The 24639-nt window shown below is 64.6% G+C and carries 10 protein-coding genes, 4 tRNA genes and 6 rRNA genes; 15 read left to right on the top strand and 5 right to left on the bottom strand.

Translation table 11 applies throughout. From position 1 onward, the window contains the following. Positions 1-2: 2 nt before the first annotated feature. Entirely contained in the window at positions 3-1016 is a 1014-nt protein-coding gene (locus tag I5071_RS41130; protein ID WP_236518868.1) for a hypothetical protein, read from the bottom strand. Positions 1017-1069: 53 nt separating this feature from the next. On the opposite strand from I5071_RS41130, the gene I5071_RS41135 reads away from it, so the two are divergent. After that, positions 1070-2524 carry an NADH:flavin oxidoreductase gene (locus I5071_RS41135; protein ID WP_329611114.1) on the top strand — a complete coding sequence of 485 codons (1455 nt, stop codon included), beginning with the start codon at positions 1070-1072 and terminating at the stop codon, positions 2522-2524. Here I5071_RS41135 and I5071_RS41140 read toward each other — a convergent pair. Both I5071_RS41140 and coaE read right to left on the bottom strand, forming a co-directional pair. Continuing rightward, positions 2518-3633 (bottom strand): SDR family oxidoreductase, encoded by a 1116-nt coding sequence (locus I5071_RS41140; protein ID WP_236518869.1) that lies wholly within the window; start codon positions 3631-3633, stop codon positions 2518-2520. The genes I5071_RS41135 and I5071_RS41140 overlap by 7 nt on opposite strands. Positions 3634-3650: 17 nt before the next feature. Beyond that, positions 3651-4268 carry a dephospho-CoA kinase gene (coaE, locus tag I5071_RS41145; protein ID WP_236518870.1) on the bottom strand — a complete coding sequence of 206 codons (618 nt, stop codon included), beginning with the start codon at positions 4266-4268 and terminating at the stop codon, positions 3651-3653. A 68-nt stretch (positions 4269-4336) separates the two neighbouring features. Here coaE and dtd point away from each other — a divergent pair, with 68 nt between their 5' ends. The 14 genes from dtd to I5071_RS41215 all read left to right on the top strand — a co-directional run bounded on the left by dtd (position 4337) and on the right by I5071_RS41215 (position 22654). Beyond that, positions 4337-4786 (top strand): D-aminoacyl-tRNA deacylase, encoded by a 450-nt coding sequence (gene dtd, locus I5071_RS41150; RefSeq protein WP_236518871.1) that lies wholly within the window; start codon positions 4337-4339, stop codon positions 4784-4786. Beyond that, positions 4787-5842 (top strand): arginine N-succinyltransferase, encoded by a 1056-nt coding sequence (locus I5071_RS41155; RefSeq protein ID WP_236518872.1) that lies wholly within the window; start codon positions 4787-4789, stop codon positions 5840-5842. It begins immediately after the preceding gene. Between the two features lie 601 nt (positions 5843-6443). After that, positions 6444-8000 (top strand): 16S ribosomal RNA (locus I5071_RS41160). 180 nt (positions 8001-8180) lie between these two features. Beyond that, a tRNA-Ile gene (locus tag I5071_RS41165) sits at positions 8181-8254 on the top strand. 43 nt (positions 8255-8297) lie between these two features. Then, positions 8298-8370: transfer RNA gene (locus I5071_RS41170), tRNA-Ala, on the top strand. Between the two features lie 244 nt (positions 8371-8614). Then, positions 8615-11575 (top strand): 23S ribosomal RNA (locus I5071_RS41175). A gap of 127 nt (positions 11576-11702) precedes the next feature. Continuing rightward, a 5S ribosomal RNA gene (rrf, locus tag I5071_RS41180) occupies positions 11703-11819 on the top strand. Between the two features lie 490 nt (positions 11820-12309). Further along, positions 12310-13866: ribosomal RNA gene (locus I5071_RS41185) — 16S ribosomal RNA — on the top strand. 180 nt (positions 13867-14046) lie between these two features. Then, positions 14047-14120 (top strand) — tRNA-Ile (locus I5071_RS41190). A 43-nt stretch (positions 14121-14163) separates the two neighbouring features. Further along, a tRNA-Ala gene (locus I5071_RS41195) sits at positions 14164-14236 on the top strand. A gap of 244 nt (positions 14237-14480) precedes the next feature. Continuing rightward, positions 14481-17441: ribosomal RNA gene (locus I5071_RS41200) — 23S ribosomal RNA — on the top strand. Positions 17442-17568: 127 nt separating this feature from the next. Next, positions 17569-17685, top strand: a 5S ribosomal RNA gene (rrf, locus tag I5071_RS41205). Together the 16S, 23S and 5S rRNA genes with 4 tRNA genes alongside form the textbook arrangement of a ribosomal RNA operon. A gap of 262 nt (positions 17686-17947) precedes the next feature. Next, positions 17948-20122, top strand: a complete 2175-nt coding sequence (locus I5071_RS41210; protein ID WP_236518873.1) for a transglycosylase domain-containing protein — start codon at positions 17948-17950, stop codon at positions 20120-20122. Positions 20123-20170: 48 nt separating this feature from the next. Further along, a complete protein-coding gene (locus tag I5071_RS41215; RefSeq protein ID WP_236518874.1) occupies positions 20171-22654 on the top strand; it encodes an efflux RND transporter permease subunit in 2484 nt (827 codons plus the stop codon). Here the strand turns inward: I5071_RS41215 and I5071_RS41220 are convergent, their stop codons facing one another. After that, positions 22655-23560 carry a DUF3658 domain-containing protein gene (locus tag I5071_RS41220; protein WP_236518875.1) on the bottom strand — a complete coding sequence of 302 codons (906 nt, stop codon included), beginning with the start codon at positions 23558-23560 and terminating at the stop codon, positions 22655-22657. It abuts the gene before it with no gap. Continuing rightward, a complete protein-coding gene (locus tag I5071_RS41225; protein WP_236518876.1) occupies positions 23560-24624 on the bottom strand; it encodes a hypothetical protein in 1065 nt (354 codons plus the stop codon). The genes I5071_RS41220 and I5071_RS41225 overlap by 1 nt, the downstream gene beginning before the upstream one ends. Between the last annotated feature and the right edge of the window lie 15 nt (positions 24625-24639).

Below are 24639 nucleotides of genomic sequence, written 5' to 3' on the forward strand. Positions count from 1 at the left end.
CGTCACTCGCTCTCGCCCTGGTCCTCTTCGTCGTCGTCGGCCATCGGCCCTTCGACGAAGATCTGCATCCCGCTCGCAGTGACGAGCTCGGCGCGCACTCCGTCGACCTCTTCCTCGTCGTCCTCCGCGAGCGCGACCGTGATGTTCGCGATCGCCGTGCAGATCGCGGTCGCGAGCTCGTAGTCGCTCGCGCTCACCGCGACCGTTCCCACGCCGCGCTTCGATCGCGAGAGCACCGGGATCCATCCGTCCGCCGGCAGATCGAGCTCGTGCTCGCGCGCGAACGCCTCGAACGCCGGGCCGAGATCCTCGGCGCGCTCGTAGGCGAGGGCGATCACGCTCGCCTTGTCGCGCGGCGCGCTCCCCTCGGTCATCGCCTCGCTCAGCGCCTCGAAGTCCTCGGGCGACTCCACGAACATCCATCCACCGGGCGCCTCGCCCGGCCTGAGATCGTCGTTCTCGATCCCGACCGGCTCGTCCTCCAGCTCGTCGTCCTCGTCGTCGTCCGAGCTGAGCACGAACACGCCGCCCTCCTCGATCCCCAGCGCCGCGGCCTCCACCGAGAACGACGTCGCAGGCGGGAAGAACCCCCACGGCGCCACGTGCCGCATCACCTGCGCCGACGCGAAGAACGCACGGAGGTGATCGCTCGTCGTGCCCTCGCCATCGAGCGGCCCGGGCATGTTCGCGAGCGCTGCCGCGTCCTTCTCGAGCTCCTCCATCAGCGCATCGAGCTTCGGCGTCGCGCCCACCGTGATCTCCTCGCGCACCCCCGCCGCGCGCACCGCCTTCGCGAGCGTGCCCGTCTTCACCACGAGCTTGCGCGGCCGCCCGATCTCGCCGAAGAGCTGCTTGAGCGAGGTCGCGACCGCCTCGCCTTCACCCATCGAGGCCCAGAGATCGTTCGCGACGAGCCCGCCTTCGTCCTCGTCCACCACGAGCACGGCCGTGCCGCTCTCACCCTCGTCGCCGGTGATCGCCACGGTCCCGACGCTCCACACGCCCATCCTCGCCATCGCACGCTCCCGCTCGCGAAAGCGGCGAGCATGCCATACCGTCCTCGCCTCGCATGCCCGCGTCCCGCGCCCGCGAAGACAAGCGACTCCTGCGCCTCCTGCCCGTCGAGCGTTGGCCCACCGAGGACGAAGCGCGACGCTCGCGCTGGCTCTCCCCGGTGCGCATCGGCCCGATCGAGGCGCACGAGCGCACGTGGATCCCCGCGATGGTCCCGTGGCGCGCCACCGACGACGGCTTCGTCACCGAGAACGTGATCGGCTGGTACCGACGCTTCGCGGAGAGCGCGCCCGGCGTGATCGTCGTCGAGGCGACCGGCATCCGCGACGTCCCGAGCGGCCCGCTGCTGCGCATCGGCCACGATCGCTTCGTGCCCGGGCTGCGTCGCCTCACCGAGGCAGTGCGCGACGCATCGCGGGGACGCACTCGCCTCTTCCTGCAGATCATCGATTTCCTCGCGATCAAGCGCCGCCCGCCGCGCGAGAAATTCCTCGAGCGCTTCCTCGTGATCGACGACGCGCTCCGCGCGCGCCTGCCCGGCGCGTCCGATCCCGAGATCCGCGCGTTCCTGCTCGCACAAGACGACGACGCGCTCCGCGCATATCTCTCGCCGCGCGATCACGAGTCGCTCACGATGGGCCATCGCGAGCGCGTCACCGACACGCACCTGCCGCACATCCGCGATCTGCCGCGCGCGATCCCGCCGCTCTTCGCCGATGCAGCGCGCCGCGCGCGGGAAGCGGGCTTCGACGGAGTCGAGCTCCACTACGCGCACGCCTACACGATGTCGTCGTTCCTCTCGCGCCTGAACGATCGCGCCGACGGATACGGCGGCCCGCGCGAGCACCGCGTGCGCCTTCCCCTCGAGACCTACCGCGCAGTGCGCGACGCGGTCGGCCCCGACTACGTCGTCGGCGCGCGTTTCCTCGGTGACGACGTCGTCGAGGGCGGCTCACGCATCGACGACGCGACCTACTTCGCCCTCGAATTCGCCCGCGCCGGCATGGATTTCCTGAGCATCAGCAAGGGCGGCCGCTTCGAGGACGCGAAACAGCCGAAGGTCGGCGACGCCGCGTACCCCTACACCGGCCCGAGCGGCCACGAGTGCATGCCCACCGTGCACATCGCGCCGCCCGGCCCGTTCGGCCGCAACGTCCCGCTCGCCGCCACCATCCGCCGCGCCCTGCAACATCACGATCTCACCACGCCGATCGTCACCGCAGGCGGCATCGCGACCTTCGACCAGGCCGAGTCCATCCTCGCGCGGGGCGATGCCGACATCGTCGCGATGGCGCGCCAAGCGCTCGCCGATCCCGACTTCTTCGAGAAGCTGCGTCGCGGACGCGGCGACGAGATCCGTCGCTGCCTCTTCACGAACTACTGCGAGGCGCTCGACCAATCGCACAAAGAGGTCACGTGCCAGCGCTGGGATCGCGAGTCCCTCGACGACACGATCCCCCGCAGCCACGACGGCAAGCGCCGACTCCTCGCGCCCCCGTGGTCCTACTGAAGCGGATCGCTCGCCTCGTCCTCGCCTTCGCCCTCGAAGCTGTCCGGTCGGCGCTGTCGCTTCGCGCTCTGCTGCGCGCGCACGTAGCTCACCATCACGTCGACGTACGACTCGAACCCCGGGCACTTGATCCCCTTGGGATCCAGCACTTCCCGCGCTCCACGATCGTCGTACACGACCTCGGTCGCGAGCTGCTCGAGGAACGCGCGCGGCACGTGCGCGAACCGCTCGAGCCCCGGCGTCCGCAACAGCGCCGTCGCGAGGTTCGTCGGCAAGAACCCGCGCGGCAGCGGACGCCCGGCGGCCTGCGCGATCAGCTCGAACACCCGCCGCGCCGACTGCGGCGTCGGATCCACGAGATGGAACGTTCGCCCCACGCTGCGCGCGTCGTTCGCGATCGCCCACCCCGCATCGACCACGTAGTCGATCGGCACGAGATTGAGCGGCACGTCCCCGCGCCCCGGCAGCGGCACCCGCAGATCCACCGGCGAGCTCAGCATCAAGAGCACCAGCAGATAGGGCCCTTCGAAGCGATCGATCTCGCCGGTCACCGAGTCGCCCACCAGGATCGCGGGCCGCAGGATCGTCGTACGCAGCCCACGCTGCATCGCGGCGCGCACGAGCTGCTCGCCCTTGAAGCGCGTCTCTTCGACCACGTTGCGGAACCCCTCGGGCGCCTGCAGCTCCTCCTCGAGCACGTACCCGCGACGCCCACCGCTCACCAGCGCGCTCGACCAGTGCACCAGCCGTTCGAGCTTCTTCGCCTCGCGCGCGAGCTCGAGCACCTCGCGCACTCCGTCGACGTTCACGCGCTGCGCGACCTCGCGCGCGACCCCGAGGTACGTCGCCGCCGCGCAGTGATGGATGACCTGCACCTCCTGCGCGAGCGCGACGTGCTCCTTCCCCGAGAGCCCCATGTCCATCGACGCGACATCGCCCTCGAGCAGCGTCACGCGCTCGCGATCGCGCACCGGCAGCGCGCTCACGATCTCCTGCGCGCGCTCCCAGAATTTCTCCTGCACCACGCAGCGCACCCGCGCCGTGCGCTCCTCCGCGAGGATCTTCCGCACCATCCGCGTGGCGAGGAAGCTCGTCGGAAACCCCGTCACCAGTGTGACTCGCCCCGTCATCGTCCCGTCCCCCCGAATCGCGCGAGCAGCGCGTGATGCACCTCGTCGGTGCGCGCGCGCAGCGCCGCGAGATCTCCATCGTTCCAGATCACGTGATCCGCGACCGCGATCTTCTGCTCGAGCGGAAGCTGCGCCGCGAGCCGCGCCCGCGCCGCATCCGCGTCGAGCGCGTCGCGCGCCATCACGCGCGCGACCTGCACCTCCGCGCTCGCCGCGACCACCACGAGCGCCTGCATCATCCGGTACGACCCGTTCTCCACGAGCAAGGCCGCTTCGTAGATCCCGTACACGTCCCCGCGCTGCGCCAGCGCCGCGAGCTCGCTCATGCTGCGCGCCGCGATGCGTGGATGTGTGATCGCCTCGAGCGCTCTCCGCTTCTCCGCATCCGCGAACACGATCGCCCCGACCTTCTTGCGATCGAGCGATCCGTCCTCCGCGAGCACGTCCTCGCCGAAGACGCGCACCACCTCGGCGAGCCCCTCGCTCCCCTTCGCGACGACCTCGCGCGCGACGAGGTCCGCATCGACCACGTGCACGCCCAGCTCGCGGAAGATGCGCCCCACGGTGCTCTTCCCCGACGCGATCCCGCCCGTCAGCCCCACGATCGCCGTCATCTCGCCTCCCGCTCTACCCGCGGCGACCTTCCTTTCGCAAGCCGTCCGTCGTAGCGTCCGCGTTCTCCATGCGAGCCGTCGCACAACGCGTCGCGCACGCCGAGGTCGAAGTCGACGGCGAGATCGTCGGACGCATCGACCGCGGCCTCCTCGTGTACCTCGGAGCCGCGAAAGAAGACGTCGAGTCCGACGTCGACTACGTCGCCGGAAAGCTCGCGAACCTGCGCATCTTCGAAGACGACCAAGGCAAGATGTCGCGCTCCGTGCTCGACGTCGGCGGTGCCGTCCTCGTCGTCTCGCAGTTCACGCTGTTCGGCGACGTACGCCGCGGCCGTCGCCCGTCGTTCGACGACGCCGCACCGCCCGATCTCGCGCGCCTCCGCTACGAAGAAGTGTGCACGCGCCTTCGCGCGATGGGCCTCCGCGTCGAGACCGGCCGCTTCCGCGCCCACATGGACGTGCGCTCCCAGGTCGACGGCCCCGTCACCATCCTGCTCGACAGTCGAAAGCTCTTCTGAATGACGACCGACCCTCGTGTTCGCTACGAGATCCGCGCCGCCACCCGCGCCGACAAGGACGAGATCCTCGAGCTCGCGCGCTTCCTCGACTCGGTGAACCTCCCGAACGACGAGCCCACGATCGCCGAGATCCTCGAGCACAGCGAGCAGTCCTTCACCGGCGAGATCGGCGATCCACGCCGCCGCAACTACGTCTTCGTGCTGCGCGATCTCGAGCAGAAGCGCGCGGTCGGCACGTCGATGGTGATCGCGCAGCTCGGCCGAAAAGACGCCCCGTACATCTACTTCGACGTGCACGTCGAGGAGCGCTACTCGGCCACGCTCGACAAGCACTTCGCGCATCAGGTGCTGTCGATCGGCTACTCGTACAACGGCCCGACCGAGATCGGCGGCCTCGTGGTGCACCCCGCCGTGCGCCGCAGCCCCGAGCGCCTCGGCATGCTCATCTCGTACGTGCGCTTCCTGTGGATCGCGCAGCACCGCGACGACTTCCAGGACCGCGTCCTCGCCGAGCTCCTCCCCCCGCTCGAGCCCGACGGCACGTCCCACCTCTGGGAGTCGGTCGGCCGTCACTTCACGGGCCTGACCTACCGTGAGGCAGATCGCCTCTCCAAGCGGAACAAGGAATTCATCCGCGGCCTGTTCCCCGACGGCGACATCTACGCGTCGCTCCTCCGCCCCGAAGCGCAGGACGTCATCGGGAAAGTCGGCCCCCAGACCCGCGGCGTCGAGAAGCTCCTCCGCCGCATCGGCTTCCGCTACTGGAACCGCGTCGACCCGTTCGACGGCGGCCCGCACTTCATCGCCCAGACCGACGAGATCCTCCTCGTCCAACGAACCCGCGGCGCCCGCGTCCTCCGCAGCACGACCGACCCGCTCCCCGGCGCGAAAGCGCTCATCGCGCGCGAGCACGACGCGGCCCCGCATTTCCACGCGGTCCCCTCGCATTTCCAGCTCGCCGCCGAAGGAACCGGCCAGGTCGTGCTCCCGGAGGAGACCTGCCTGCACCTCGGCCTCGTCCCGGGCGACGAAATCGCGCTGCTCCCGCTCGACTGAGCGCGCCGAAAATCCGGCTTTCGGATCGCCCGATCCGCCACCCGGAGCCGGCCACCACCCGGAAAATCCACGAAAATCCAGGGTGTCGCGAAAGAAAATACATCGAAGCTCGGATCGGATTTGACAGCCCGGAGGCCGATGCTAGATCGGGCCTCCCTCGCGACGGCGACGCCCTGAAAAGCGGACCCGGAGCGACGCTGAAAAAAGAACCGAACGAACTTGACAGGGCGCCCGAGACAGATAGTCTCCGCCGCCCTGACCGGGAAGAAAGCCCAGCGCTTCCCCGGTAGTTCGCTTCCCGGTCCCGAACCGGCGGCGAAAAAAAGTTCTGGACGTAGCAGCGACGATCCGCTACGCTCCTCAGCCCGAGTCGAAACGGCGAAAGCCTGACGGCGAAGGCGCTCTGACTCGCAGCTCACCAGATTGAGCAGCAGGTCGGATCGGTCTCTGAAAACTGAATCGGAAGACTCCGCGTGATCACGGGTCCCGCGACTCATCTACGGATGAATCGCAGGTCGAGATCGAAGTCGAGCAACGAACTCTAAGGAGTTCAGGACTCGCTCAACAGTTAGGCGTTCTCTTCGGAGAGTGCCGCCAAATTCAACTGGAGAGTTTGATCCTGGCTCAGAGCGAACGTTAGCGGCGGGCTTAACACATGCAAGTCGAACGCGAAAGGGATTCGTCCCCGGTAGCGTGGCGTCCGGGTGAGTAACACGTAGGGAATCTACCCTCGAGCGGGGGATAACGTTCCGAAAGGAACGCTAATACCGCATAAGACCACGGCAGCTCTGGCTGTTGAGGTCAAAGATGGCCTCTGTACACAAGCTATCACTCGAGGATGGCCCTGCGGCGCATCAGCTAGTTGGTGGGGTAATGGCCTACCAAGGCGAAGACGCGTAGCTGGTCTGAGAGGATGATCAGCCACACTGGCACTGAAACACGGGCCAGACTCCTACGGGAGGCAGCAGTGGGGAATATTGGTCAATGGGCGCAAGCCTGAACCAGCCACGCCGCGTGAGTGATGAAGGCCTTCGGGTTGTAAAGCTCTGTGGGGAGGGAAGAAAACGGCCAGTAAGAAACGACTGGTCCTTGACGGTACCTCCTTAGCAAGCACCGGCTAACTCTGTGCCAGCAGCCGCGGTAATACAGAGGGTGCGAACGTTGCTCGGAATTACTGGGCGTAAAGCGCGTGTAGGCGGGACCGCAAGTCAGATGTGAAATCCCCGAGCTCAACTCGGGAACTGCATCTGAAACTGCGGACCTTGAGTACTGGAGAGGGCGGCGGAATTCCTGGTGTAGAGGTGAAATTCGTAGATATCAGGAGGAACACCGGTGGCGAAGGCGGCCGCCTGGACAGTCACTGACGCTGAGACGCGAAAGCGTGGGGAGCAAACAGGATTAGATACCCTGGTAGTCCACGCCGTAAACGATGGGTGCTAGGTGTCTCGGGTATTGACCCCTGAGGTGCCGTAGCTAACGCGTTAAGCACCCCGCCTGGGAAGTACGGTCGCAAGACTAAAACTCAAAGGAATTGACGGGGGCCCGCACAAGCGGTGGAGCATGTGGTTTAATTCGACGCAACGCGCAGAACCTTACCCGGGCTAGAAAAACACGGAACCCTGTAGAAATATGGGGGTGCTCGCAAGAGAGCCGTGGTCCAGGTGCTGCATGGCTGTCGTCAGCTCGTGTCGTGAGATGTTGGGTTAAGTCCCGCAACGAGCGCAACCCTTGTCCTTAGTTGCCATCAGTTCGGCTGGGCACTCTAAGGAGACTGCCGGCGTCAAGCCGGAGGAAGGTGGGGATGACGTCAAGTCCTCATGGCCCTTATGTCCGGGGCTACACACGTGCTACAATGGTCGGTACAGAACGCAGCTAACCCGCGAGGGGGCGCTAATCGGCAAAAGCCGACCTCAGTACGGATTGCAGTCTGCAACTCGACTGCATGAAGCTGGAATCGCTAGTAATCGCTGATCAGCAGGCAGCGGTGAATACGTTCCCGGGCCTTGTACACACCGCCCGTCACACCATGGGAGTCGACTGCTCCAGAAGTGGCTGAGCTAACCCGCAAGGGAAGCAGGTCCCCAAGGAGTGGTCGGTAACTGGGGTGAAGTCGTAACAAGGTAGCCGTAGGGGAACCTGCGGCTGGATCACCTCCTTTCTAAGGAGCGAATGCTTCGTGTCTCAGATACGAAGCCAGCTCGGTCAAACCCGTGAGCGTCGAACTGGTTTCGACGGAACGCCGGAGTCCATCCGATTCAGTTTTCAGCAACTGATCCGACAGGGTCGGTTCTTTGAAGGCTGCTGTCTCTCCTTCCGAGGAGGGGCCCTCCCAACCCGAGGGGCTATAGCTCAGGTGGTTAGAGCGCACCCCTGATAAGGGTGAGGTCGTTAGTTCGAGTCTAACTAGCCCCACTCTGTTTCCTCCGGGTGAGCTCGAGCCAGCAGTTCCAACGACGGGGCTGTAGCTCAGCTGGGAGAGCACCGGCTTTGCAAGCCGGGGGTCACCGGTTCGATCCCGGTCAGCTCCAAATCTGCCGATTAGCCATCGGCAGCGAGTCTTCTGATTCGTCAGTGCTCATGAGCAACGAGCTCGTGGTCACCGACGAGGCGCAAGCCTCGGGTTCTCTGAAAATCGAATAGGAAGCGTAGATTCCGTAATCGCGAGAATGGCGCGAGGACGGGGTGAGCGCGAGTTGTCGTTCAGGCGTGAGTCTGTCCGAGGGCTCTTGCGACGAACCCTGATCTCGAGTCACGACGCGTGCCTTAGGGATAGGTCAAGCTACAAAGGGCGCGTGGTGGATGCCTAGGCGATGGGAGGCGAAGAAGGACGTGGACAGCTGCGAAAAGCTCCGGGGAGCCGCTAACAGGCATTGATCCGGAGATCTCCGAATCGGGCAACCGAGCACCGTAAGGTGTTAGTCCTCGAGTGAACACATAGCTCGAGGGCGGCCAACCCAGGGAACTGAAACATCTCAGTACCTGGTGGAAAAGAAATCAACCGAGATTCCCCTAGTAGTGGCGAGCGAACGGGGACGAGCCTAAACCGGGTGACGCAAGTCATTCGGGGTTGTAGGGCTCACGACATGGGAGAGCGGAGGCTAGTCGAACGGTCTGGAAAGGCCGGCCATAGAAGGTGACAGCCCTGTATGCGAAAGCTGAAGCTCCCCTAGTGAGTACCTGAGTACCGCAGGACACGAGCAATCCGGCGGGAATCTGGGGGGACCATCCTCCAAGGCTAAATACTACCCATCGACCGATAGTGCACAAGTACCGTGAGGGAAAGGTGAAAAGAACCCCGGCAAGGGGAGTGAAATAGTACCTGAAACCGCGCGTCTACAAGCAGTGGAAGCACTATGCCGCAAGGAATGTGCGACCGCGTACCTTTTGCATAATGGGCCTGCGAGTTACGTTTCGTCGCAAGGTTAAGCCGCTAGGTGAAGCCGTAGGGAAACCGAGTCCTCACAGGGCGACATAGTGGCGGGACGTAGACCCGAAACTGAGTGATCTATCCATGGCCAGGTTGAAGGGAGGGTAACACCTCCTGGAGGACCGAACCCACTAACGTTGAAAAGTTAGGGGATGAGCTGTGGATGGGAGTGAAAGGCTAATCAAACTCAGAGATAGCTGGTTCTCCCCGAAATATATTGAGGTATAGCCTCGGACGAACTCCACCGGAGGTAGAGCACTGGATGGGCTAGGGGTCCTACCAGATTACCAAACCCAACCAAACTCCGAATGCCGGTGAGAGCTATCCGGGAGACAGGCTGCGGGTGATAAGGTCCGTAGCCGAGAGGGAAAGAGCCCAGATCGACAGCTAAGGTCCCAAAGTCTAGACTAAGTGTCAAAGGATGTGGGAGCGCTCAGACAGCCAGGAGGTTGGCTTAGAAGCAGCCATCCTTTAAAGAAAGCGTAATAGCTCACTGGTCGAGCGAGCCTGCGCCGAAAATACAACGGGGCTCAAGTCTAGCACCGAAGCTTCGGGCTTCTTCGGAAGCGGTAGGGGAGTACTCTCAAGCAGATACACGGCGTACCGGCAAGGAGCGCTATCGGGCTTGAGAGGAGCTTATGCAGGCATGAGTAGCGATAAACAGAGTGAGAAACTCTGTCGCCGTAAGCCCAAGGTTTCCTGGGGAAGGATAATCCTCCCATGGGTTAGTCGGACCCTAAGCCGAGGCCGAAAGGCGTAGGTGATGGGAAGCAGGTTAATATTCCTGCACCACTAGGGATGACGTCGAAGCAAGCAGGGACGGAGAAGGATATGCCGAGCCAGCCGTTCGGTCGTGCTGGTTCAAGCGCGTAGGAGGACTTCGTAGGAGGCAACAGCCACAAACGCGAAGTCAACTCCGAGACGTGATGAGGTGAGCCTTCGGGCTCAGAACTCGGTGATTCCATGCTCCCGAGAAAAGCTGCGTGCAGAGTCCCTCTAGTGTCCGTACCGCAAACCGACTCAGGTGGGCGGGGTGAGTATCCCAAGGCGCGTGAGAGAACGCTGGCTAAGGAACTCGGCAAAATAGCACCGTAACTTCGGGAGAAGGTGTGCCCGCGGCGGTGAGAGGACTTGCTCCTCGAGCTGCTACGGGTCGCAGTGAAGCGGGGGTTGCGACTGTTTACTAAAAACACAGGACTCTGCGAACACGCAAGTGGACGTATAGGGTCTGACGCCTGCCCGGTGCTGGAAGGTTAAGGGGAGGAGTTAGCCGTAAGGCGAAGCTCCGAACCGAAGCCCCAGTAAACGGCGGCCGTAACTATAACGGTCCTAAGGTAGCGAAATTCCTTGTCGGGTAAGTTCCGACCTGCACGAATGGCGTAACGACATCCCCACTGTCTCGGCCAGCGACTCAGCGAAATTGTATCGGGGGTGAAGATACCCTCTACCCGCGGCAAGACGGAAAGACCCCATGAACCTTTACTGCAACTTGACAGTGAGGCTCGGGACAGTCTGCGTAGGATAGGTGGGAGGCTTTGAAGTCGGGGTTCCGGCCTCGATGGAGCCAACGTTGAAATACCACCCTGGCTGTTCTGGGCTTCTAACCGACACCCGTTATCCGGGTGCGGGACACTGTCTGGTGGGCAGTTTGACTGGGGCGGTCGCCTCCCAAAAGGTAACGGAGGCGCGCGAAGGTACCCTCAGGCTGATTGGAAACCAGCCGTAGAGTGCAAACGCAAAAGGGTGCTTAACTGTGAGAGGGACACCTCGAACAGGTGCGAAAGCAGGCGTTAGTGATCCGGTGGTCCCGCATGGAAGGGCCATCGCTCATCGGACAAAAGGTACTCTGGGGATAACAGGCTGATCGCGCCTGAGAGTTCATATCGGCGGCGCGGTTTGGCACCTCGATGTCGGCTCATCGCATCCTGGGGCTGGAGCAGGTCCCAAGGGTTTGGCTGTTCGCCAATTAAAGCGGTACGCGAGCTGGGTTTAGAACGTCGTGAGACAGTTCGGTCCCTATCTGCCGTGGGCGCAGGATACTTGAGAGGAGCTGTTCATAGTACGAGAGGACCTGAACGGACGCACCTCTAGTGTTCCGGTTGTCACGCCAGTGGCATAGCCGGGTAGCTATGTGCGGAACGGATAACCGCTGAAAGCATCTAAGCGGGAAGCCGGCCTCAAGACCAGGTATCCCGGGACGCAAGTCCCCTGAAGGCCCCTCGAAGACCACGAGGTAATAGGCGGGGTGTGGAAGCGCAGCAATGCGTGGAGCTGACCCGTACTAATCGGCCGTGCGGCTTGACCTACCTCTAAGGCAAACGTCAGATTCGAGGTCAGGGTTGGGAGTAAGAGCAGTCCGCTTCATGCGGAGCTCGCCCGACCCGACACTCGCACCAACAACGCGAATCGGTTCGGGATCACGCTTCCACATTTTCCGGTGGCAACGTCGGAGGGGCCATACCCGATCCCATCCCGAACTCGGAAGTCAAGCCCTCCAGAGCCGATGGTACTGCTCGCGTGAGTGAGTGGGAGAGTAGGACGCCGCCGGGTCTTTTTCGAGGCCCCGTGCTGCCCAGTGCAGCACGGGGCTTCTCCTATTTGTGCGAACCTGCGAGCGCAGGTGACGCTTCCTATTCGTGCGGGCCCGGCATTTCAGGGTACGCACTTCGGACTTGACGGCGCGGAAGACCGCGCTAGAGTCCGCGCCCTTCCGGCTCCGGCCGGAAGCCAGCGAAGCAGGCCCGAAGGCCTCGAGCTGGTGGGTGAAAAAAGTTCTTGACGACGCTGGGTGAGTCCGCTAGGTTCCCCAGCCCCGAAACGGAGAGCAGTCGTCGCAACCGCGGTGCTCAGGCGCTGCGCAGACGAGCTCGAAGGTCGGATCGGTCTCTGAAAACTGAATCGGAAGACTCCGCGTGATCACGGGTCCCGCGACTCATCTACGGATGAATCGCAGGTCGAGATCGAAGTCGAGCAACGAACTCTAAGGAGTTCAGGACTCGCTCAACAGTTAGGCGTTCTCTTCGGAGAGTGCCGCCAAATTCAACTGGAGAGTTTGATCCTGGCTCAGAGCGAACGTTAGCGGCGGGCTTAACACATGCAAGTCGAACGCGAAAGGGATTCGTCCCCGGTAGCGTGGCGTCCGGGTGAGTAACACGTAGGGAATCTACCCTCGAGCGGGGGATAACGTTCCGAAAGGAACGCTAATACCGCATAAGACCACGGCAGCTCTGGCTGTTGGGGTCAAAGATGGCCTCTGTACACAAGCTATCACTCGAGGATGGCCCTGCGGCGCATCAGCTAGTTGGTGGGGTAATGGCCTACCAAGGCGAAGACGCGTAGCTGGTCTGAGAGGATGATCAGCCACACTGGCACTGAAACACGGGCCAGACTCCTACGGGAGGCAGCAGTGGGGAATATTGGTCAATGGGCGCAAGCCTGAACCAGCCACGCCGCGTGAGTGATGAAGGCCTTCGGGTTGTAAAGCTCTGTGGGGAGGGAAGAAAACGGCCAGTAAGAAACGACTGGTCCTTGACGGTACCTCCTTAGCAAGCACCGGCTAACTCTGTGCCAGCAGCCGCGGTAATACAGAGGGTGCGAACGTTGCTCGGAATTACTGGGCGTAAAGCGCGTGTAGGCGGGACCGCAAGTCAGATGTGAAATCCCCGAGCTCAACTCGGGAACTGCATCTGAAACTGCGGACCTTGAGTACTGGAGAGGGCGGCGGAATTCCTGGTGTAGAGGTGAAATTCGTAGATATCAGGAGGAACACCGGTGGCGAAGGCGGCCGCCTGGACAGTCACTGACGCTGAGACGCGAAAGCGTGGGGAGCAAACAGGATTAGATACCCTGGTAGTCCACGCCGTAAACGATGGGTGCTAGGTGTCTCGGGTATTGACCCCTGAGGTGCCGTAGCTAACGCGTTAAGCACCCCGCCTGGGAAGTACGGTCGCAAGACTAAAACTCAAAGGAATTGACGGGGGCCCGCACAAGCGGTGGAGCATGTGGTTTAATTCGACGCAACGCGCAGAACCTTACCCGGGCTAGAAAAACACGGAACCCTGTAGAAATATGGGGGTGCTCGCAAGAGAGCCGTGGTCCAGGTGCTGCATGGCTGTCGTCAGCTCGTGTCGTGAGATGTTGGGTTAAGTCCCGCAACGAGCGCAACCCTTGTCCTTAGTTGCCATCAGTTCGGCTGGGCACTCTAAGGAGACTGCCGGCGTCAAGCCGGAGGAAGGTGGGGATGACGTCAAGTCCTCATGGCCCTTATGTCCGGGGCTACACACGTGCTACAATGGTCGGTACAGAACGCAGCTAACCCGCGAGGGGGCGCTAATCGGCAAAAGCCGACCTCAGTACGGATTGCAGTCTGCAACTCGACTGCATGAAGCTGGAATCGCTAGTAATCGCTGATCAGCAGGCAGCGGTGAATACGTTCCCGGGCCTTGTACACACCGCCCGTCACACCATGGGAGTCGACTGCTCCAGAAGTGGCTGAGCTAACCCGCAAGGGAAGCAGGTCCCCAAGGAGTGGTCGGTAACTGGGGTGAAGTCGTAACAAGGTAGCCGTAGGGGAACCTGCGGCTGGATCACCTCCTTTCTAAGGAGCGAATGCTTCGTGTCTCAGATACGAAGCCAGCTCGGTCAAACCCGTGAGCGTCGAACTGGTTTCGACGGAACGCCGGAGTCCATCCGATTCAGTTTTCAGCAACTGATCCGACAGGGTCGGTTCTTTGAAGGCTGTTGTCTCTCCTTCCGAGGAGGGGCCCTCCCAACCCGAGGGGCTATAGCTCAGGTGGTTAGAGCGCACCCCTGATAAGGGTGAGGTCGTTAGTTCGAGTCTAACTAGCCCCACTCTGTTTCCTCCGGGTGAGTTCGAGCCAGCAGTTCCAACGACGGGGCTGTAGCTCAGCTGGGAGAGCACCGGCTTTGCAAGCCGGGGGTCACCGGTTCGATCCCGGTCAGCTCCAAATCTGCCGATTAGCCATCGGCAGCGAGTCTTCTGATTCGTCAGTGCTCATGAGCAACGAGCTCGTGGTCACCGACGAGGCGCAAGCCTCGGGTTCTCTGAAAATCGAATAGGAAGCGTAGATTCCGTAATCGCGAGAATGGCGCGAGGACGGGGTGAGCGCGAGTTGTCGTTCAGACGTGAGTCTGTCCGAGAGCTCTTGCGACGAACCCTGATCTCGAGTCACGACGCGTGCCTTAGGGATAGGTCAAGCTACAAAGGGCGCGTGGTGGATGCCTAGGCGATGGGAGGCGAAGAAGGACGTGGACAGCTGCGAAAAGCTCCGGGGAGCCGCTAACAGGCATTGATCCGGAGATCTCCGAATCGGGCAACCGAGCACCGTAAGGTGTTAGTCCTCGAGTGAACACATAGCTCGAGGGCGGCCAACCCAGGGAACTGAAACATCTCAGTACCTGGTGGAAAAGAAATCAACCGAGATTCCCCTAGTAGTGGCGAGCGAACGGGGACGAGCCTAAACCGGGTGACGCAAGTCATTCGGGGTTGTAGGGCTCACGACATGGGAGAGCGGAGGCTAGTCGAACGGTCTGGAAAGGCCGGCCATAGAAGGTGACAGCCCTGTATGCGAAAGCTGAAGCTCCCCTAGTGAGTACCTGAGTACCGCAGGACACGAGCAATCCGGCGGGAATCTGGGGGGACCATCCTCCAAGGCTAAATACTACCCATCGACCGATAGTGCACAAGTACCGTGAGGGAAAGGTGAAAAGAACCCCGGCAAGGGGAGTGAAATAGTACCTGAAACCGCGCGTCTACAAGCAGTGGAAGCACTATGCCGCAAGGAATGTGCGACCGCGTACCTTTTGCATAATGGGCCTGCGAGTTACGTTTCGTCGCAAGGTTAAGCCGCTAGGTGAAGCCGTAGGGAAACCGAGTCCTCACAGGGCGACATAGTGGCGGGACGTAGACCCGAAACTGAGTGATCTATCCATGGCCAGGTTGAAGGGAGGGTAACACCTCCTGGAGGACCGAACCCACTAACGTTGAAAAGTTAGGGGATGAGCTGTGGATGGGAGTGAAAGGCTAATCAAACTCAGAGATAGCTGGTTCTCCCCGAAATATATTGAGGTATAGCCTCGGACGAACTCCACCGGAGGTAGAGCACTGGATGGGCTAGGGGTCCTACCAGATTACCAAACCCAACCAAACTCCGAATGCCGGTGAGAGCTATCCGGGAGACAGGCTGCGGGTGATAAGGTCCGTAGCCGAGAGGGAAAGAGCCCAGATCGACAGCTAAGGTCCCAAAGTCTAGACTAAGTGTCAAAGGATGTGGGAGCGCTCAGACAGCCAGGAGGTTGGCTTAGAAGCAGCCATCCTTTAAAGAAAGCGTAATAGCTCACTGGTCGAGCGAGCCTGCGCCGAAAATACAACGGGGCTCAAGTCTAGCACCGAAGCTTCGGGCTTCTTCGGAAGCGGTAGGGGAGTACTCTCAAGCAGATACACGGCGTACCGGCAAGGAGCGCTATCGGGCTTGAGAGGAGCTTATGCAGGCATGAGTAGCGATAAACAGAGTGAGAAACTCTGTCGCCGTAAGCCCAAGGTTTCCTGGGGAAGGATAATCCTCCCATGGGTTAGTCGGACCCTAAGCCGAGGCCGAAAGGCGTAGGTGATGGGAAGCAGGTTAATATTCCTGCACCACTAGGGATGACGTCGAAGCAAGCAGGGACGGAGAAGGATATGCCGAGCCAGCCGTTCGGTCGTGCTGGTTCAAGCGCGTAGGAGGACTTCGTAGGAGGCAACAGCCACAAACGCGAAGTCAACTCCGAGACGTGATGAGGTGAGCCTTCGGGCTCAGAACTCGGTGATTCCATGCTCCCGAGAAAAGCTGCGTGCAGAGTCCCTCTAGTGTCCGTACCGCAAACCGACTCAGGTGGGCGGGGTGAGTATCCCAAGGCGCGTGAGAGAACGCTGGCTAAGGAACTCGGCAAAATAGCACCGTAACTTCGGGAGAAGGTGTGCCCGCGGCGGTGAGAGGACTTGCTCCTCGAGCTGCTACGGGTCGCAGTGAAGCGGGGGTTGCGACTGTTTACTAAAAACACAGGACTCTGCGAACACGCAAGTGGACGTATAGGGTCTGACGCCTGCCCGGTGCTGGAAGGTTAAGGGGAGGAGTTAGCCGTAAGGCGAAGCTCCGAACCGAAGCCCCAGTAAACGGCGGCCGTAACTATAACGGTCCTAAGGTAGCGAAATTCCTTGTCGGGTAAGTTCCGACCTGCACGAATGGCGTAACGACATCCCCACTGTCTCGGCCAGCGACTCAGCGAAATTGTATCGGGGGTGAAGATACCCTCTACCCGCGGCAAGACGGAAAGACCCCATGAACCTTTACTGCAACTTGACAGTGAGGCTCGGGACAGTCTGCGTAGGATAGGTGGGAGGCTTTGAAGTCGGGGTTCCGGCCTCGATGGAGCCAACGTTGAAATACCACCCTGGCTGTTCTGGGCTTCTAACCGACACCCGTTATCCGGGTGCGGGACACTGTCTGGTGGGCAGTTTGACTGGGGCGGTCGCCTCCCAAAAGGTAACGGAGGCGCGCGAAGGTACCCTCAGGCTGATTGGAAACCAGCCGTAGAGTGCAAACGCAAAAGGGTGCTTAACTGTGAGAGGGACACCTCGAACAGGTGCGAAAGCAGGCGTTAGTGATCCGGTGGTCCCGCATGGAAGGGCCATCGCTCATCGGACAAAAGGTACTCTGGGGATAACAGGCTGATCGCGCCTGAGAGTTCATATCGGCGGCGCGGTTTGGCACCTCGATGTCGGCTCATCGCATCCTGGGGCTGGAGCAGGTCCCAAGGGTTTGGCTGTTCGCCAATTAAAGCGGTACGCGAGCTGGGTTTAGAACGTCGTGAGACAGTTCGGTCCCTATCTGCCGTGGGCGCAGGATACTTGAGAGGAGCTGTTCATAGTACGAGAGGACCTGAACGGACGCACCTCTAGTGTTCCGGTTGTCACGCCAGTGGCATAGCCGGGTAGCTATGTGCGGAACGGATAACCGCTGAAAGCATCTAAGCGGGAAGCCGGCCTCAAGACCAGGTATCCCGGGACGCAAGTCCCCTGAAGGCCCCTCGAAGACCACGAGGTAATAGGCGGGGTGTGGAAGCGCAGCAATGCGTGGAGCTGACCCGTACTAATCGGCCGTGCGGCTTGACCTACCTCTAAGGCAAACGTCAGATTCGAGGTCAGGGTTGGGAGTAAGAGCAGTCCGCTTCATGCGGAGCTCGCCCGACCCGACACTCGCACCAACAACGCGAATCGGTTCGGGATCACGCTTCCACATTTTCCGGTGGCAACGTCGGAGGGGCCATACCCGATCCCATCCCGAACTCGGAAGTCAAGCCCTCCAGAGCCGATGGTACTGCTCGCGTGAGTGAGTGGGAGAGTAGGACGCCGCCGGGTCTTTTTCGAAGCCCCGTGCTGACCAGTGCAGCACGGGGCTTCTCCTATTCCGTCTCCTGGCGCGTGCGGTTCGCGCGGCTGGGATCCATCCGGGTTCCGTGATAGGCACGCTCGCGTGAAACGCGGTCGAAGTGCGGCCGTCGTCGCGGCAGTCGCGGGGAGCGTTCTCGGGGCTGGCGCACTCGGCGGCTGGCTTGCGTTGCCTGGCATCGTTCGCGACGAGGTCGTGGCGCGGGCCGAGCAACGCGGGGTTCGGTGCTCCGTGCGCGAGACCGACGTCGGGCTCGGATCCGTGGTGCTCCGCGGGGTCGAGCTCCACGACGATGCGGGCGCGCTGCGCGGCAGTCTGGGCGAGCTCGAGATCGTGGGCGGGCTCTTCGGGCTCGCGACGAGCGGTCTCGATGCGGTCGAGCGGATCGAGCTCCGCGGGGGCGAGATCGTCATCGATCCCAGCGTGCAGCCCGAGTCGACGGCGTCGTCGATCGCGGGGAGCGACGAGGGTGCGACGCGGGTGTTGCCCACGATCGCGGTGCGAGACGTCCGCGCGGCGGTGCGGGATGCCCGCGGCGAGCTCGGGAGCGCGGTCGTCGAGATGCGGCGCGATCCGGCGGGGGCGTTGGAGCTCGTCGCGCGGGACGTGGTGCTCGGGGCGGGCACGTCGGAGTCGACGACGATCGGCGAGCTCAGGGTCGTCGCCAGCGGCTCGGTGTTGGATCGGGTCGAGGCGCGCGATGTCGTGGTCGAAGTGCGCGATCACGAGGGCGACGAGAGCGAGGGGCTGCTGGCGCGCGGCCGGGCGCTCCGCGGGAACCCTGAGGGCTCGGGCGAGCCCACGGGGGGCGCGGCCGAGGGGAGTGCGTTCGGGTTCCTCGGGGAGGCGTTCGAGGCTCGCGTGGAGGGGCTCACGGTGCGCCGGAGCACCGGGGACGGGTTGCGCGACGTGCTCACGAATCTCGCGCTCGATGTTCGTCGCGAGGGTGCGGAGGCATTCCGGACGCGCGGCGAAGGAGCGCCCGATCACGGCGGGCGGCTAGGGTGGGATCTCCGGGTCGAGCCACTTTCGTTGCGGGCGGTCGGATCGATCGAGCTGCGCGATGTCGCGGTCGCGGTGGTCGAGCCGCTGCTGCCCGACGCGTTGCCGCTCCACCGGTCCGAGGATGCGCGGCTCGAGGGCGCGCTGACGATCGAAGGGGCGGGCGACGCGCTCCACGCGACGGGGCGGCTCGCGGTGCGCGATCTCGCGCTGCTCTCGGAGCGGATCGCGCCGGCGCCGATCGCCGGGATTGCGCTGGAGCTCGAGGGAGAGTCGACGTTCTTGCCCGAGCAGAGGCGCCTCGAGATCGCCCGGCTGCGCGTGCGGTCGGGCGCCGCGCACGTCGATGTGTCGGGCGCGGTGGAGTGGGCGCTCGAGCATTATCTCTTCGACCTACGCGCGGAGATGCCGGCGACGCGCTGCAATGACGCGATCGCCGCGATTCCGCGCGATCTGCTGCAGGAGATGGCGGCGTTCTCGCTCACGGGGTCGATCGGGGGGCGCATCGAGGCGCGGGTGGACTCGCGCGATCTCGATGCGACGCAGCTGACGATCCGGGTCGCGGATGGGTGCCGGTTCGAGATGGTGCCGCCCCTCGCGGATCTCTCGCGCTTCGATGCGCCGTTCGTGCATCGGGTGGAGGAGCCGGACGGGGCGATCTTCGAGACGACGACCGGGCCCGGGACGCCGGAGTGGACGGCGATCGCGGACATCAGCCCGTTCATGCTCCACGCGGTGCTGGGGCACGAGGACGGCGGGTTCTTCCGGCACTCGGGGTTCTCGCCCTCGTCCATCCGCGAGGCGCTGGTGCGGAACCTGCGCGCCGGGCGCTACGTGATGGGCGGCTCGACGATCTCGATGCAGCTCGTGAAGAACGTGTTCCTGCGCCGCGAGAAGACCCTCGCGCGCAAGGTGCAGGAAGTGCTGCTCGTGTGGTGGATCGAGAGCGCGTGGCCGAAGGAGCGGATCCTCGAGCTCTATCTGAACGTGATCGAGTACGGGCCGGGCGTGTACGGGATCCGGAACGCGGCGCAGCACTACTTCGGGGTCCAGCCCTCGGAGCTCTCGCCGGCGCAGGCCGCGTATCTCGCGACGATCCTGCCGAACCCGAAGGCGTACCACTCGCACTGGGAGCAAGGCGCGCTGCCGGGCTCGTGGGCGTCGCGGCTGACGCGCTTCATCCGCACGCTCGGCGAGCGGGAGCGCTACGACGCGACCGCGGTGGACGAGGGGGTGCGCGAGGCGGAGTCGCTGCAGTTCCATCGCGGCGGGGAGCCGCCGCCGCTCCGGGAATTCGCGGGTCGGACTGCGCCCCTCCCGATCTCGGGCGCCGCAGACGAGGTCGTCTGGGACGAGGCGCTCGACGGAATGGTGGCGGAAGAACCGGTCGACGAGTACGAGTAGGCACCCGATGAGACAGCGACCCGACGGTGCGAGAGGCGGGGCCGATCGGTGAGCGAGACGCGGCGAGCGGGGGAGGGGATCGCCGCGATCGTGCGGCACCGCGGTGTGGTGCGCGCGGTGGTGATGATCGTGGCGGGGCTCTTCGCGCTCGCGATCCCGCGGCTCGAGATGCGGTTCGCGCCGGAGGAGCTGGTCGCGGGCGATGACGATGCGGCGCGTGATGCATCCGAGCTCACGCGCGCGTTCGGGGCTCAGGAGCAGGCGCTCGTCGTGCTCGTCGAGGCGGACGACGTGCTCGCGCCCGAGGTGCTCGCGTGGTCGCACTCGATGGCGCGCTTCCTCGGATCGCAGCGCGGCGTGGTGCGGGTGGAAAGCCTGGGCACGACGCCGCTTCCGCGACCCACGCGCGACGACGAGCTGACCCTCGAGGGGCTCGAGGCTGGTCCCGACGAGGACGCGCGACGGGTGCGCGCGGAGGAGGCGATCAGCGCGGCGGTCGCGAGCGATCCCGAGCGATTTCCTCAGGGGCTCGCGTCGCTCGCGGAGCGCGGGCGAGGGCCGGTCGAGGTGCGTCCGGCGATCGCGGGCGAGGTCCCGACCGAGACCGAGCGCGCGGCGATCGAGGCGCTCGTCGCGTCGAGCGGGCTCCTGCGCCGGCGGATGATCAGCGAAGACCGACGCGTGACGGTGATCGCGGCGGTGCTCGCGTCGGATGCGAGCGAGGACGATGCCGGGGCGCTCGTCGCGAGCGCACGCGCCCACATCGCGGAGCACGCGCCCCCGGAAGGAGCGCGCGCCCGGCTCGCGGGGCTCCCGGCGATGCGGGTGTCGATGATCGACGCGCTGCGTACGGATCAGGTGCTCCTCGTCTCGCTCGCGGTGGTCGGGAGCCTGCTCGTGTTGGCGCTCGGGATGCGTACCCGCGGCGGCGTGCTGCTCCCGATGGGCACGGTGGGGATCACCCTCGCGATCACGATGGGCGGGATGGCGCTGGCGGGTGAGCCCATCAACCTGCTCACGAACGTGATCCCGCCCTTGCTCGTGACGATCGGGCTCGCGGACTCGTTGCACCTCGTGGTGCGGTATCGCGAGGAGCTCCGGGAGGGCGCGCCCGACGCGATGACGGCCGCGTCGCGGATGCTGCGGCACATGTGGCTGCCGTGCTTCGTGACGTCGTTCACGACCGCGGTCGGGTTCGGCGCGCTCGTGGTGCAGGGGACGCCGATCCTCGTGCGCTTCGGGGCGATCGCCGCGATCGCGAGCATGACCTCGTATTTCGTGGCGATCGTGTTCGTGCCCGCGTCGCTGCCTTCGTTCCCCGAGGAAGCGAAGGTGTCGCTCGACGCGGGACGGATGTCGCGCGGGCTCGATCACGCGATCGTCGTGCTCGCGCGTGCGAACGCGCGTCATCCGCGGATGACGATCGCGATCGCGTCGGTGTTGATGATCGCGTCGCTCGTGATCGCACGCGGCGTGGTGGTCGACAGCCGTCTGCTCGATCAGTTCGGCGGTGGCTCGGAGATCGCGCAGGTCACGCACCTGATGGAAGAACAGCTCGACGGGGTGCGCGAGCTCTCGATCGCGCTCGAGGCCGACGATGGGCGCTTCGCGACGCCGGCGGGGATCGCGCAGCTCGAGACGCTCGCGCGCTGGCTGCGCGAGCAGGACGGCGTGCTGCGCGCGACCACGATGGCGGACTGGCTGCACGAGTCGTGGGTGCTCGTGACCGGCGAGGAGACCGCGCGATCCGAGCCGTTCCGGAACGATGCGCAGGTGCAGGCGCTGCGTGAGCTGCTCGCGTCGGGGGGCGTCGATCCGCTCGATGCGTTCGTGACCGACGACGGGCGGCGTGCGCGCATCGAGGTCCGAATGCTCGATCACGGGGCGCGGCGGACGCTCGCGATGCTCGACCGGTTTCGTGCGCGTGCGGACGAGATCGACGGCGCGCGCGTGACGTTCGGCGGTGAGGCGTGGATCGCGTCGCGCGGGCTCGAGCGGATCGTGGACGCGCTGGGCGGGCTCGGCTCGGCGGTGGCCGTGATCTTCCTGGTGATGACGCTGCTCTTCCGGAGCGTGCGGCTGGGGCTGCTGAGCATTCCGCCGAACGCGCTGCCGCTCGCGATGACGCTCGCGTACATGGTGCTGCGCGGGATTCCGCTGCACGCGGCGACGGTGATCGTGTTCACGGTGACGGTGGGGCTCGCGGTCGACGGCGCGACACACGTCATCGCGCGCTTCCGCGAGCAGCACGCGCTCGGAGGGACGCCCGAGCAGATCCTGCTGCGCACGATGGAGACCAGCGGGCGCGCGGTGGTGCTCTCGGCGCTCACGCTGTTGCTCGGGTATGGCGCGCTGCTCTTCAGCGCGTTCGAGCCGATCCGTCTGTTCGGCGAGCTCTCGTTCGTCGCGATCGGCGGCGCGCTGATCGCGCAGCTCGTGCTGTTGCCGGCGCTGCTCGCGGTGGGCGTGCCCCACGAGAAGCCGAGCGCGCAGGGCGCGACGATCGAGGAGAAGCAGCGCGCGTCGGCGTGATCACGCGCGGCGGAGGGCGGGCGCGCGGAGGATGCGGTCGCGGGTGAGGAAGCGACCGCCGACCCAGCGATCGTAGGTGCGGATCTCGAGGACGTCGCGACCGGCGACGACTTGCTCGGCGAGCGCGGTGCGGCGGACGCGCGCGTAGCGGATCGCGATCGGGCCTTCGAGCGCGAGCTCGACGAGCGCAGTGGGCTCATCGTCGTCCGCGTGATCGCGCGGGTGGATCGCGGGGCGATCCTCGGAGAGCGCGATGATGCGATCCCAGAGCGTGCGGTCGCCGATTCGGTGCGACGAGGAGCCGAGGCAATTCCCGATGACGCGGATTGCGTCGTTCCAGTCGCGGCCGATGTGCTCGAGCAGCAGCGCGTCGATCACGTCGAGGCCGCGCGCGTCGGGCAGGAGATCGCGCAGGTGCGCGACGTTCGCGATCCACGCGCGTCGTGTCGACGAGATATCGTCGAGCGTCAGCGCGAGCACATCGTCGTCCGCGACGATCGCGCGGCGGATCGCGAGCAGCGGCTCGAGATCGTCGCCGATCGGCTGGGCGTCGCGGACTGCGCGGACGATCTCGGCAGAGGGCGCGAGCACCGGGGTGATCGCGAGCCGCACCCGACCGAGGTCGACACCGCGCTGGCGCATCACGTCGAGCCACCACAGCGCGGCGAGCACGCTGCCGAGCTCGCCCTCGCTGCGCAGCACGACGCCGTCGTCGAGCAGCCCGAGGTGCTCGTCGATCACGTCGAGATCGCTCGGCATGCCCGCGGCTCGGCGGAGCAGGCGCTCGATCTGCGCGTCACGGTGCTGCGGGCCGACGGTGAGCACGTCGTAGAGCGGCGTGGCGTACTCGAAGGGCAGCTCGCCCTCCGCCGCCATCAGCCCGTGTTGGACGACCCAGGTCGTCATCAGAGCCCGATGCGGCCCAGCAGCGAGAGCGCGAAGTCGCCTTCGCTGGGCCATACGTCGAGCGAGGCGACGAACGCGACCGCGTAGAACGTGGCGCTGCTCTCGATGCGCAGCCCGACCGTGGAGGGATGGTCCTCGGTGCTCGTGACGCGCACCGGGACGCCCAGGCCGAGCGACACGCTGGGGATGAGCACCATGCCCCAGCTCGCGAGCTCGACCTGCGGCGTGATGATCACCTGCTCTTCGAAGTCGGTGTCGAGCGCGACCGAGACCAGCACGAACTCGTCGAGGCCGATCTCGTAGCCGACCCGGCCGCGGAACCCGGCGTCGATGGTGCCGCCGAACGCGAGGAACGGGCCGCCGTGCCGGAAGAAGTCGCCGCGGCTGCCGCGCGTGAGCTCGAGGCCGATGCGGCGCGGTGCGTTCTCGCGCGGCGAGCGGTACGTGAGCAGGTGCGCTTCGTCGCTGGAGCGCAGATCGGCGCCGGGGTGCCATCCCTCGGGCACGCGCACGCGAACCTCGGTCGGGCCGATCGATGCGAATCGCAGGTCGTCGGGGCGCACCCACACGAAGCCGCGCCGCACCTTCACCCACGGCTGCGCGAGCAGCGGATGGCGCGCGTAGAGCGGATCGAGGGACTCGAGCGGGCCCGGGATGCCGCTCTCGCCCGCGACGTAATTCCAGTCGAGCGTGAGGGTCGCGCGCAGCTCGACCGTCGTGGTGCTCGCGGGGGCGACGACGACGGTGAGCGGACGGATCGTCGGCAGCTCCGCGATCTCCGCGCCGGCGACGGTGACGCGCGCCTCTTCCTCGTGGGGCCAGGTCAGGACGATCTGCGGGGTCTGCGCGTCCTGGCTCGCGTTCTCGAGCGTCCACGTGACGTGCAGCGCGCACTCGAGCTCGTCGGGGCTGCCGGTGACGGTGCAGTCGAGCTCGACCTCTTCGCGCGCGACCGCGACCTGCGTGGTGTTCGCGGCGCGCAGCGATCCGGTGCGATCGTATTGCGCGTGCGCGAGGGCTGGGAACGACGCGAGGACGACGAGCACTGCGAGGGAGCGCGACACGCGCGCGAGTATGCA

This window comes from Sandaracinus amylolyticus, assembly GCF_021631985.1.
GTDB classification, from domain to species: Bacteria; Myxococcota_A; Polyangia; order Polyangiales; family Sandaracinaceae; genus Sandaracinus; species Sandaracinus amylolyticus_A.

Bases quoted from the DNA above. Each gene is read 5' to 3' on its own strand.
- I5071_RS41220 (WP_236518875.1), bottom strand. From the start codon at position 23,560: ATGACGACCTGGGTCGTCCAACACGGGCTGATGGCGGCGGAGGGCGAG.
- I5071_RS41135 (WP_329611114.1), top strand. From the start codon at position 1,070: ATGCCCGCGTCCCGCGCCCGCGAAGACAAGCGACTCCTGCGCCTCCTG.
- coaE (WP_236518870.1), bottom strand. From the start codon at position 4,268: ATGACGGCGATCGTGGGGCTGACGGGCGGGATCGCGTCGGGGAAGAGC.
- I5071_RS41155 (WP_236518872.1), top strand. From the start codon at position 4,787: ATGACGACCGACCCTCGTGTTCGCTACGAGATCCGCGCCGCCACCCGC.
- dtd (WP_236518871.1), top strand. From the start codon at position 4,337: ATGCGAGCCGTCGCACAACGCGTCGCGCACGCCGAGGTCGAAGTCGAC.
- I5071_RS41130 (WP_236518868.1), bottom strand. From the start codon at position 1,016: ATGGCGAGGATGGGCGTGTGGAGCGTCGGGACCGTGGCGATCACCGGC.